The 13,467-nt window shown below is 57.0% G+C and carries 2 protein-coding genes; both read left to right on the forward strand.

What is annotated here, in order from left to right; all coding sequences use genetic code 11:
- Nucleotides 1–10,221, forward strand: coding sequence for a non-ribosomal peptide synthetase (locus tag YERSI8AC_RS05025; protein WP_159176228.1), 10,221 nt, complete (start codon nt 1–3; stop codon nt 10,219–10,221).
- A 25-nt stretch (nt 10,222–10,246) separates the two neighbouring features.
- Nucleotides 10,247–13,450, forward strand: coding sequence for a non-ribosomal peptide synthetase (locus YERSI8AC_RS05030; protein WP_159176229.1), 3,204 nt, complete (start codon nt 10,247–10,249; stop codon nt 13,448–13,450).
- The last annotated feature ends 17 nt before the right edge of the window (nt 13,451–13,467 follow it).

Here is a 13,467-nt window from a genome sequence, read left to right on the forward strand (position 1 = left end):
ATGGAATTGGACGAAAGAAAGATTGCTCAACGTTTTGCAGAGTTACAGGTTGATGCGCAGCGAAGTTTCCTGAATAAGCTGAGAAGTAGTGGCATCGATTTTCGTGAGCTACCTATTGTGCCGGCTACCCGTGCTGAGCGATTTCCGTTGTCATATTCACAGCGTAGCTTATGGCTGACATGGCAGCTTGATCCGGCAAGCCCGGCTTACAACATGCCAGGTGTGTTTTATTTGCAAGGCCCACTGGATGTTGCTGCATTCGAGTCAAGTGTGAATGACCTTGTGACGCGTCATGAAGTACTCCGCACGATATATCCTCAGAGCAGTGAGGGAGAACCTCTCCAGGAGGTTCTCAGTGACTGGCGTGTTCCAGTACTACACGATGATTTACAGCACCACGCCGAGTTAGAGCAGGAAAAAGAGCTACAGCGTCTTATTGGCGAGTTCTCTCAGCGCCCGTTTGCGCTTGACGTTGAGCCGCCATTCAGAATGGCAATTTACCAGTTGAATACTAACCATCATGCGGTTGCCATTGTATTGCACCATATCGCTTGTGACGGTTGGTCGATTCAACTGCTCATCGATGAGCTGTTCGAGCTTTACGAAGCCCGAATCCAACAACGTAATGCAGCACTACCATCGTTACCCATTCAGTTTGGTGACTATGCGATATGGCAGCGGAGTTGGTTTGAGGCTGGCGAAATGGAGCGGCAGCTAGACCACTGGCGCCAACGCTTGGGGGACTCGTACGCGCCTATCGATCTTCCTTTTGATCGCCCAAGAGGTTCCTTGGAAACATCGAAAGCCGGTCAGTGTCATGTTCAATTATCTCGTGAGGTGAGCCTCTGTATTCATCAGCTAGCCCGTGAGCATGGCGCTTCACTGTATATGGTGATGCTGTCACTGTTAAAGCTGACGCTACATCGCTTCAGTGGACAAAGTGACATACGGATAGGCTCTCCAAGTGCGAATCGAAACAGAGCTGAAACACATGGTTTGATTGGTTATCTGCTCAATGTTCAAGTGCTGAGAACCTTATTAGAGCCTACAAAGGGGTTTGCCAGTTTATTAGATGCAGTTAAAGAAACCGTCCTTGATGCGCAGGACTACCAGGATATTCCTTTCGATACTTTGGTAGAGGCGCTACAGCCTGAGCGCCAGTCTGGCGTACATCCGCTATTTCAGGTCAAGTGCACCCAGCAGAAAGAGCTGGAAAGAGAAAAGACCGTAGGTGACTTAAAGGTACATCTTGAAGCACTCAGCGGTGGTGATGCTCACTTCGATCTAAGCGTTGATTTTACCGATTCCTCCTATGGTATTCGCTGCGTCTTCGCCTATGCGACGGCACTGTTTGACGAACAGACAATCAAGAGACTCGCCGGAGCACTACAAAGCCTAGCTGAGCAAGTGCTTAAAGAACCAAATACGCCGTTGGCATCGCTCGAAATCCCCGCCCCGACTTCAGTGCTTGAAGGCAAATCAACCGCATTTTCTTATGGCAACGTCACACAGCTCTGGGATCAGGCCGTCGAAGAGCATTCCCAGCAACTTGCGATACAAGATGCATGGGATAATACAGTCACTTATGGAAGTTTGGATGCCCAGGCTCAAAGGCTAGCTGCAGCGTTAAGGGAACAGGGCGTAGGCCCCGAGGTGCGTGTTGCCATTCACGCCGAGCGTTCATGCGAATACGTACTCGGCATTCTCGCCGTACTCAAAGCGGGCGGGGCCTTCGTGCCACTGGATCCGCAATTGCCAGCGGAGCGTTTGGCCTATCAACTGGCTGACAGTGGCGCTCGCTTGCTGCTGAGCTGCACGGCTTGCGACTGGAGCGGTGACGTTCCGGTAATGGAGTTGGCGTTTGCCGATGATATTCCGGCTGCAGTAGAGCACAAACTGCCCGACATCCATCCTCAGCAGACTGCCTATGTGATCTATACCTCTGGCTCCACGGGCAAGCCCAAGGGGGTGGCGGTAAGTCACGGTGCTCTGGCCAATTACGTACAGGGCGTTCTGGAAGCGTTGGCGCTACCAGAGGATGCCCGCAACATGGCGATGGTGTCGACGGTAGCGGCGGATCTGGGGCATACGGTGCTGTTTGGTGCCTTGTGCACCGGCCGCACCTTGCACCTCATTTCCCCCGAGTGCGCCTTCGACCCGGATGCCTTTGCGGCTTATATGCGGGAACAGCAGGTGGATGTGCTCAAGGTTGTGCCCAGCCATCTGCGGGCACTGCTGAGTGCGGCAACTCCGGCTGACGTGCTTCCGCACGAGCGCCTGATTCTGGGCGGCGAAGCGACCGACTGGGCGCTACTGGAACGTATCGCCGAGCTGAAGCCAACCTGCCGGGTGCTCAATCACTACGGGCCTACGGAAACCACGGTAGGTATTCTCACCCAGCAGGCCGACATGGCCGATCGAGCTGCCAGCACACTGCCGATCGGCACACCGCTGGTCAACGCTCAGGCTTATGTGCTCGACCCCTGGCTTAATCCAGTACCTAAGGGCGTAGCTGGGGAACTTTACCTGGGTGGCCCAGGGCTGGCTCAAGGCTATCTACAGCGGCTGGGGCAAACAGCGGAACGTTTCGTTGCCAGCCCCTTCCAAACGGGGGAGCGGCTCTATCGCAGCGGTGACCGGGTGCGCCAACTGGCCGATGGTAGCCTGGAGTTCCTTGGCCGTGTGGATGATCAGGTCAAAATTCGCGGCTATCGGGTAGAGCCGAGCGAAATCGCTGCCCTGTTGCGCGACCAGCCAGGGGTCTCGGAGGCCGAAGTGGTCGCGCGGGAAAATGAGGAGGGACGCGCGCAACTGTACGCCTACGTGGTCATGGCCGCCGGGAGCGACGTCGAGGACGCCGCGTTACTCGCGCAGCTTGGCGAACGCGTGCCGGACTATATGGTGCCCAGCGCCCTGGTACGGCTGGAGGCTCTGCCGCTAACCGCCAATGGCAAGCTGGATCGCAAGGCGCTGCCCGAGCCGGTGCAAGCCGGTGGTGGTAAAGCCTTCGAAGCGCCCAAGGGAGAAGCAGAAGAGACGTTGGCAGCGGTCTGGGCTGACGTGCTCGGCTGCGAGCAGGTGGGGCGTAACGACAACTTCTTCGAGCTGGGTGGCGACTCCATCCTCAGCCTGCAGATCGTTGCGCGCTCGCGCAAGCGTGGCTACAAGATAGCGCCCAAGCAGTTGATGGAAGGGCAGACGGTGGCCGCCGTGGCGGCGATGGCAACGCCCCTCGCGGCGGCCCCTAAACAAGCGGCTGCGCCCGATAAGGTGGCCCCCTTCGCACTGCTGCCGGTACAGCGCTGGTTCTTCGAGCAGAACTTTGCCGAGCCACACTATTGGAATCAGTCGTTGATGCTGGAAGCAGCCAGTGGTGTAGACGCCGCGCTGCTACAGCGCGGCATTGAGGCAGTGGTAAGTCACCATGGTGCCTTGCGGCTGCGCTTTGAGCGCGTTGGCGATAGCTGGCAACAAGCCTATGGCAAGCTAGCCGACGATCTTTTCGAACACGTGGACGTAAGCGATCATGCGGATTCGGTGCAGGCCATCACCCAGGCTGCCGATGCTGCGCAACTCAGTCTGAGTTTGGCGCGGCCGTTCCGTGCTATCTGGATGGCACTGGGAGGCGAGCGCGGCGGGCGATTGCTGCTAGTGGCTCACCACCTAGTGGTAGATGGCGTCTCGTGGCGTGTGATCCTCGACGACCTGCAAACGGCCTACGCGCAGTTAAGTGCAGGAAAGACAGTCGACCTATCACCGGCAACCACCTCGCTAGATGAGTGGGCGCGTGCCCTGGCCGACTATGCCAAATCGGAGGCTTTGGCTGAGCAATGCTCCTATTGGGAGAGCCTTGTCAAAGAGCCTGAGCCCAGCCTACCGGCACTGAATCCCCATGGCAGCAACACCGTCGCCGATACCGCATCGCTCGTTGGCAGCTTGCCTACCGAGGCCACCACGCAACTGCTGGGGCCGGTGCATAAAGCTTATCGCACCCAGGTAGATGACCTGCTCCTCACTGCCCTATCGAGCGCCCTGTGCCAATGGGCGGAGCGAGACAGTGTACTAATCGAACTGGAAGGCCATGGCCGCGAAGATCTGTTCGACGGTGTCGATCTCAGTCGCAGCGTAGGCTGGTTCACCTCGCTCTACCCGGTTCGCCTGACCCCAGGTAATGCGGAGCCCGGTACAAGCTTAAAAGCAATCAAGGAGCAACTTCGCCAAGTGCCCGACAAGGGGCTCGGCTACGGCGTGCTGCGCTATCTGAAAGAGGCGCCCGCGCTGGTGGGTGGTGCCTACCCCCAGGTCACTTTCAATTATCTAGGCCAGTTGGATCGCTCCCTACAGAGCGATGGGGCCTGGCGGCTCGCCAAAGAGAATGCAGGGCAGGCTCGCGCGCCGCAAAGCAAGCGCCGTACCTGGATTGAGGTGGTGGCCTGGGTTCAAGATGGCCAACTGCGCTTTGACTGGAATTACAGTCGTGAGATTCACAGCGAGGCAGCGATACATGCATTGCAAGTAAGCTTCCAAGCGCAACTAGAGGCATTGGTTGAGCACTGTAACAGCGGCGTTCGTGGCGCCACGCCATCGGACTTCCCGCTGGCGGGGCTGAGTCAAGAGCAGTTGGACGGTTTGCCTGTTGCCGCCGATCAACTGGCGGATATCTATCCGCTGTCACCACTCCAGCAGGGCATGCTGTTCCATAGCCTCTACGATGACCAGGGGGTGGCCTACCTCAACCAGTTGCAGGTAGAGATTAGCCACCTGGATGTCGAACGCTTCCGGCGCGCCTGGCAAAACGTACTTGTGCGCCATGAGATATTGCGCAGTGGTTTCCTGGAGCCAGCCGGAACGCCGCTGCAGTGGGTAGCACGCACCGTTGAGCTGCCGTGGTTCGAAGCGGATTGGCGCGAACGAGCGGATCTGTCAGCGGCGCTTGAGAAGCTGGCCGATGAGCAACGGGCGCCATTCGATCTAACGGCGCCGCCGCTGATGCGCTTGGCGCTGGTGAAAATCGCAGATACCCGGCACTGCTTTATCTGGACGCGCCACCATCTGCTGCTGGATGGCTGGAGTACCTCGCAACTGATGGGTGAGGTACTGCGTTGTTACGCCGGAGAGACTCTGCCACCTACAGAGGGGCGCTATCGTGATTACATTGAATGGTTGCAGCGCCGTGACGCTGATGCTAGTGAAGCCTACTGGCGTGACCAATTACAGCATCTTGATGCGCCTACGCATCTCGTCAGTGCCATGCCTAAATCCCATGAAGCGCAAGTTGGGCATCAAGAGATCACCCTGTCACTGGATAGCACTACCACTCAGCGACTGGAGAATTTCGCCAAGGCTGCCCACGTAACGCTCAATACATTAATGCAAGGTGCCTGGTCGCTGCTGGTGGCCCGTTACACGGGGCAAGATAGCATCTGCTTTGGCGCGACCGTGGCCGGGCGGCCTGCGGAGCTACCGGCGGCAGAGCAGTTGATTGGCCCCTTCATCAATACCTTGCCAGTGATTGTCTCACTGGATCCCACGCTGCGCGTCGATAAATGGTTGCGCCAGTTGCAGGAACAAAACTTGGCGAGTCGCGAGCATGAGCATACGCCGCTCTACGATATCCAACGCTGGGCAGGGCAGGGTGGTCAGTCACTGTTTGATAGCTTGTTGGTATTCGAGAACTATCCCGTTGATGCAGCACTGGATCAAAACTTGCCGGGTGAGCTGGCGTTCGGCGAGGTGGCCAACCGCGAACAGACCAATTACCCCGTCACGCTGGTGATTTTCCAGAAGGAAACGTTGGAGCTTTGCTGCAGCTATTCACGATCACAGCTAGACGATTCTACTGCCGCGATGTTGATCCAATATCTGGTTAGAGCGCTTGAGCAACTGAGCGATTCGGCTACTCAACGAGTTGGGGAAATCGATTGGTTAAGTGACGATGAACGACAGAGAATCGAGGCGTGGAGTGTCAAGGGTGAGCACTATACCAAGACTGACCCGATCCACCGTCTGATCGAACACCGTGTCGAGATAACACCAGAGGCTACGGCCGTAGTATTCGATGATCAGTCACTCAGCTACGCCGAACTCAATGCTCGAGCCAACCAGTTAGCCCATTATCTGATTGGCCTAGGCGTAAAACCCGAAACCCGAGTGGGCATCTTGATGGAGCGCTCCGTCGAGATGGTGGTGGGGCTACTGGGGATACTCAAAGCGGGTGGTGCTTATGTACCGCTAGACCCAGATTATCCGAGTGATCGGTTGGCCTATATGATCGAGGGCAGCGGTATCGAGTTGCTGCTTACCCAGCAGCGCATTCATGATTCGTTACCAGTAGCTGAAAGCCTGAATGTCATTGAACTGGATCAGTTGGATGTGATGCATCATGCGTCAACCAACCCTCAGGTGACATTGCACGGTGAACAACTTGCCTATGTGATCTACACCTCCGGCTCTACCGGAAGACCGAAGGGAGTTGGAGTCAGTCATGGCCCCTTGTCGATGCATCTCCAAGCGATTGGAGAGTGTTATGGTCTGACGCCTGAAGATCGGCTGCTTCAGTTCGCTTCGATCAGTTTTGACGCCGCTGGGGAGCAGTGGTTGCTTCCACTGCTAGCAGGAGCAGCCCTTGTGCTACCGCAGGGACGACATCTAAGGGCCGAGACGCTAGCCACTCTGGTGCGGCAGCATGCCGTTAGCGTGCTGTATCTGCCGCCGGCTTATTTACGCCATCTCTACCAAAGCTTGCCAGCAGGTTCCTTGCCGGTGCGCCTCTGTATTGCCGGTGGAGAAGCCTGGTCTCGTGAAGACTTCGAGGGAATTCGTCGAGCTTGCCAGCCAGAGCGTCTTTTCAATGCCTATGGTCCGGCCGAAACCATCATCTCACCGACGCTATGGTCGGACGATGCTGGGCTGGGTCAGTCGTCCCAAGTACCTATTGGTCAGCCAATTGGAGCACGTAAGGCACTGGTGTTGGATGCTGACCTGAGTCTCGCACCGGTCGGTATAGCGGGTGAGCTGTATCTGGGCGGTGCTGGTCTAGCGAGGGGGTACTTGAATCGTGCCGACCTTACGGCAGAACGTTTTGTCGCTGATCCATTTGCGCAGGGCGAACGCCTCTACCGTACGGGCGATTTGGTGCGCTGGCGGGAGGATGGTCAGCTTGAGTATTTGGGCCGCCTCGACTACCAGGTGAAGATCCGCGGCCTGCGTATCGAGCTTGGTGAGATCGAAGCTGAGCTGCTTTCTCAGCCAGAGGTGCGAGAGTCAGTCGTGGTCGCTCAAGATGGCTCCGGTGGTTCTAGGTTAGTCGCTTATATGGTGCCCCAAGCTGGTAGTGAACTCGATACCGCCTTACTACGTGAAGCACTCGGTCAAAAGCTACCGGACTATATGGTGCCGGGAGTGCTGGTCTCGCTTGATGCACTGCCGCTGAATGCCAATGGCAAAATAGATCGCAAGGCGTTGCCTGAGCCGGATTTATCCAGTAGCTCACAGTACGAGCCTCCCCAGAGTAAGTCGGAAGAAACGCTAGCAGCGATTTGGAGCGAGGTGCTGGGTGTCGATCGGGTGGGTCGTCACGACAACTTCTTCGAGTTAGGGGGGCATTCGCTGTTGGCATTGCAGGTGCTTGCACGCATACGAGCGGCAGGTCTTCAGAGCTTGGCCCTTCGCGACTTATTTAAAAGCCCCGTTCTGTGCGAATTGGCTCTCCTTGCCTCTACTGGTGGAAATGATGTGGTGGGCGATACGCCGCTGTGTCCCATTACCCGGCGTGAGCAAATGCCATTGTCTCCGGCCCAGAAGCGGTTATGGCTGGTCGATCGATTGGCAGGCTCCTCCAGCGAGCGAACAGGCTACAACATGTCCGCTGCTCTAAACCTCACAGGGCAGCTGGATGCAGAAGCGATTAAGTCGACGCTTGATGTGATTGTAGATCGTCATGAAGTACTGCGTACCCGTTATCCAGAGAACGAAGCGGGTGAACCGATCGCAGTCATTGCATCCGGCAACCCTGTGGAAATTGAATGGGTCGACTTGGTGAACCTGGAGGGCGACCCGCAGCGTGATCAAGCCCGGCAGCTTACGGAAGAGCATGCACAGCGCGCCTTCGATCTATCCTCGGGGCCGCTTCTCCGTGCCGCTGTAATAAGGTTATCGCCACGGTCGCATCTGCTGCTGCTCTGTGTTCACCACATTGTATTCGACGGTTGGTCAGAAGCTGTCTTCATCAAAGAGTTCGTTACAACCTACCGGGCGCTTATCAGCGAAGGAGATAAGGCGTTACCCAATCTCCCTATTCAGTACGTTGACTACGCCGCTTGGCATGACAAAGCACTGTCGGGAGCGGCCTTCGAGAAAAGCGCAACCTTCTGGCGTCGCTATCTAAGCGATGCTCCTCCGCTCTCAACACTACCGGGGGACTTCGCTAGGCCCACCCAAGTATCGCACGCCGGTAGTGCTCTGAGCATGTCGCTAAGCCCTGAGCTGTCAACGTCCTTAAACCGGCTCGCCACCCAGCATGGCACTACGCTATTTACGCTTCTATTGGCGAGTTTTCAGCTGTTGATGCATCGCCAGACACGTCAACAAGACCTAGTGGTAGGAACCGATGTCGCGGGTCGTAGCCATCCTGATGTTGAGCCGCTAATTGGCTTTTTCGTCAATGTCATTCCGCTGCGATCTCGTTTGGCTGATGGTCAGATTGATTTCGGCCACTGGCTCGAGCACGTACAGACCAGCATGCTGGATGCCTTCGATCATCAAGACGTTCCCTTCGACAGAATTGTCGAGCTTTCGGGAATTAGCCGTGAGCGGGATCGTTCGCCCCTGATACAAACCCTATTCGTACTACAAAACACGCCAACCGAGCGGTTCTCACTTCCGGGTCTTGAGGTGGAGGTAATGCCTCAACCCCGGCAGGAGTCGAAGTTCGATATGGCGGTATTCGTTGATGAGAGTGATACCGGGCTATCAGTCGAGTGGGTCTATGCCACTGCCTTGTATCGACGCGAAACCATCGAGCACTTGACCGGTGCCTGGCAGTCGCTACTAGCGCAGATCGTGGAAGCTCCCAGCACGCCCGTTGAGGAGTTTCGCTTACCCCAAATGGAGAAACACGCTATGCAAAACAAGCTTTCAAAAGGTTCCAAACTCAACAAGCTTGGCAGCCTGAAATCCCAACCAGGTGCGCGCCCCTCGACCAACAGTGACTCACCGATACGAAAGGCGTTGCTCGACGAAAAAAGAGTCTTTCCTCTCGTGATCGAAGCAACGGACGCTGACCTTGATGCGGTGGCGTGGGCAACCTCCCAGCGTGACTTTATCGAGCAACACTTACGCACGCATGCAGGCATTCTGTTCCGTAACTTTGGGCTGACCACACCGCAAGAGTTTGAAGCCTTTGCCGAGGCTATCCAGCCGGGCCTTTACGGCAACTATGGTGACCTGCCCAAGAAAGAAGGGGGGCGCAATACCTACCGTTCAACCCCCTATCCTGAACGCCAGATGATTCTCTATCACAACGAAAGTTCGCATTTGGAGCGCTGGCCGCGTAAGCAACTGTTCTTCTGCGAGAAGCCTTCTCCTGTGGGAGGGGCCACCCCGATTGTTGACTGTCGCGAGATGCTACGCCAGCTCCCCGCCGATGTGGTGGAGGAGTTCGAGCGCAAAGGGCTGCTTTATGTGCGCACCTTCACCCGCAACCTGGACGTGAGCTGGCGAGACTTTTTCAAAACCGATAGCAGGGAGGAGGTTGAAGCGCGGCTCAAAGAAGCGGGAATCGACTGGGAGTGGTTGGGTGATGACGAGCTGCAGACGCGTACGCACTGCCCTGCAGTAGTCACCCACCCCGTAACCGGTGATCGGGTGTTCTTCAATCAGGTGCAGCTCCACCACGTCAGTTGCCTCGAGCCTGATGTGAAAGAAGACCTGCTTGGCATGGTTGGCCCGGAGCGCCTGCCGCGCAATGTCTATTTCGGAGACGGCTCCGTGATTAGCGACGAGATGATGAAGGTTGTCGGAGAAGCCTACGAAGCCTGTGCGGTGCGTTTCGACTGGCGCCGGGGCGATGTGGTGATGGTCGACAACATGTTAGCGGCCCATGCCCGGGATCCCTACGAAGGGCCACGCAAGATTGTAGTGGCGATGGGAGACATCTATGAGCGCTCGGCGCTGGAAGAGGCCCAAGGGGTAAATGCCGATGCCGAGCTGGTCGGTCAATGAAGTCACGGGGTTTGGGAGTCAATAAATGAATGCGATAACGGAACAGCAGAGCCTTGCCCATTGGCCGCTTAGCCCTGAACAGCGCGCAGTGTTGGTGGCGGCAGAAGCTAATGAAGGTGATACCCAGCAGGGAGCACCGGCGCAGGCGAATGTCATGGTGGTCGATATTCAAGGGGCACTTGATAGCTTGCGGCTGGAGCAAGCACTGGGCGACCTTAGACAACAGCATGAAGCCCTGTCTACGGCTCTGAAAAGCGTGGCGGGGTATCGCGGGCTGCGTCACCAAGCGCTTGAAAACCTGCCTGCTGTCGAGTGGCGAAATGAAGACTTACGCGGCAGCGATGATAAGCAATCGCTGCTCGACAGCGCTCTCAACGACTTTCTTAATGACTATCGCGAGTCACTCAAGCACCGACCCATGGCTATCGAGAGTGGCGAACTACTGCGTCCAGCGCTGCTGAGAACTGGCGAAACAACTTGGGTATTAGTGCTGGCTGTTTCGGCGTTGGTGGCGGATCGCGGCAGTTTGCAGTCGCTATTTTCAGCGTTGGTGGAGGCTTACGGTCAGAGCGGGGGAGCCGATGATGAGTCGGCGCTACAGTATTCCCAGTTTATCGAGTGGCGCGCTTCGCTCGAAAACGACGATGACGCCGAAGAGGGGCGTGAGTATTGGCAACGGCACCAGCAGCATGCCCAGCAGGCAGGCGCATGCCGCTTACCTGCCAGGCAAGCGAATCGCCATGATGTGCGGGCAGAACATGAATATGTGGCCTGTCAGCTTGAAGCGGATCTAGTGGCGCGTATCGATAGCCTGGCAGACGAGCTTCAAGTACCCGCAGAGGCAGTGCTGCAGGCGGCTTGGTGGGCGTTGCTCGTCAGGATTAGTGGCAATGAGAGTGTGCTAGGTGGCTGGCAACATGACTGCCGTCAGGATTACGAGGTAATGCAAGGGGCGATCGGGCTCTTCGACAAGGTACTGCCGGTGCTGATTGAAGGTGTTGCTGATAGCGATTTCTCTAGCTGGATTGCCTGTTTAGCAGAGCAGCTAGAGTCGCATACCCAGGCTCAAGAGTATTGGTCAATTGATGCGCTGCCTGATAAGCGCCACCTCGCAATGGGGTTCGCATTTTCAGAAGGAGTGAGTGAGTTAGATACGTCGGGTTTGCAGTGGCGCTTGCGAGAATTGCCAGGGCCATCGGCAGAATTTGAACTTGCCTTGCACGTTGGCCGCAATGAGAGCGGGGCAGTGGCAACGCTCTACACCGACCCATCATGCTATAGCCGAGCGGCGGCTGAGTGCTTGCTGGATCAGTTCCAGACGCTGCTTCAGGCGGGCCTAGCTGACCCTGCGCAAAAGCTATTTTCGGTGCCGCTTATCTCCCCTGAGCAACAGCAGGGATTACAGTCGATTGAGGACAGGGAGCTCGACGTGGGCGAGCGTAGCGTAGCTACCCATATCGCCGCTTGGGCTGCTTCGACGCCAGATGCCATTGCCATTGAGGAGCAGGGCCGCACGCTGAGCTACGCCCAATTAGAAGCCCGCATTAATGGTATCGCGCGGTGGTTGGATAACCAGGGCGTCAAACATGGAGATTATGTAGCGCTCAACTTGCCCCGTTCCACCGATTTGGTCGTGCTGCTACTGGCAGTATGGCGTGTAGGTGCCGCCTACCTGCCGCTTGACCCAGAGTGGCCCGTTGCCCGCCAACTGAGAGTGCTTGAGGATGCCCAGCCTGCGCTGGTAGTTAGCGCTGAAAACTCCGAGGCGGAGCTCGCAGCACTGGCCCTTCCCGGTATCCGCAGCGTAGGGCTGCCAAGAGGAATCGAAGAGTCGGGTGGTAGCGCATTGTCGTTTCCAGAGCCTGGCCTCAGCGACGTGGCTTACCTTCTCTATACTTCTGGCTCCACAGGCACGCCCAAAGGCGTGGTAATTGAGCATGGTCAACTGCTCAATTACGTAGCCGGTGCCACAAAGGCTATGGGGCTATCGGCATGCCAGCGCTGGGCATTAACCGGGTCGCTGGCTACTGACCTGGGCAATACGGCACTGTTCGGCGCCTTGTTCAATGGTGCCCGCCTGGTGATTGTCGCACCTGACGATATACAGGATGGCGACCACTTTGCGCGCTTTATGTCGTCGACCAATATCGATGCGCTCAAGATAGTGCCGTCTCACCTGGAAGCCCTGCTGGAGTGCGAGGCGCCCCAGTTGCCGAAAACGCTGATTCTAGGCGGCGAGGCAGCTTCACCTGCCTTACTCTCGAACATTGCGCGGATCTCGCCCGAGTGCCAGCTATACAACCACTATGGCCCTACAGAAGCCACGGTGGGCGTTATGGTGCACCCGGTATCGCTGTCGCAAGATATTCAAGGCCCGCTGCCGCTAACCCAGTTGCTACCGAATTGCCGCTATCGCGTGCTTGACGATAACTTGCACGCGACCCCCACCGGTGCCATGGGTGAGCTGTATCTGGGCGGCGCTCAACTGGCGCGGGGGTATCTCAATAGCGATGCTTCCGCGTTTGTCGAAGATCCCTTTATTGTCGCCGAACGGCTCTATCGCACTGGCGATCTGGCGTGTGTACTGCCCGAGGGGGGCGTACGTCTTATCGGGCGAGCCGACGATCAGATCAAACTGCGCGGCTTTCGTATTGAACCAGCGGAAATCGAAAGCGTGTTGCAAGCACTGCCAGGGGTTAAGCAGAGCCTGGTTCGCCTGATGGGACGGGGGGCTGATACCCAGGAACTCGTAGCGTTTTTAATCGGAGACTCCGAGGCGATGTCTGCTGAGGGCCAGACCCAGCTTCGCGAGCAGCTGACTGTGCTACTGCCTGAACCCATGCGTCCTTCTCGTTTTATCCCTGTTGAGCATATCCCCCGCCTAGGTAACGGCAAGGTAGACACCTCCGCGCTGGAAGCCTTGGCCCAAAAAACCGCGGAAAGAAAAGCCTTGGTGAAGCCCCGGGATGCCGTGGAAGCCAACCTGTGTCAAGCCATGGCTGAGCTGCTGGGCCGCGATGAGGTAGGCATTGATGACGACTTCTTCGAGCTTGGCGGGCACTCCTTGCTGGTGATCAAACTGGTGGCCCGCATCCGTAAGCAGTTCGGCATCGAGATAGCCCCCGGCGTGGTATTCGATCATCCCACCGTCGCCGAGCTGGGAGCCGCTCTACGCGAGAGTGAATACGGGATACAGGAAGAGACGCATCCTTCCTTGTCAATCGAATAACAGCCTCTAGTTAAGGA

Origin of the sequence: Halomonas sp. 113 (assembly GCF_904067645.1) — a bacterium.
Taxonomy (GTDB): domain Bacteria; phylum Pseudomonadota; class Gammaproteobacteria; order Pseudomonadales; family Halomonadaceae; genus Vreelandella; species Vreelandella titanicae.

Excerpts from the sequence above, each read along its gene's own strand:
- YERSI8AC_RS05025 (WP_159176228.1), top strand. The coding sequence starts at position 1 with ATGGAATTGGACGAAAGAAAGATTGCTCAACGTTTTGCAGAGTTACAG.
- YERSI8AC_RS05030 (WP_159176229.1), top strand. The coding sequence starts at position 10,247 with ATGAATGCGATAACGGAACAGCAGAGCCTTGCCCATTGGCCGCTTAGC.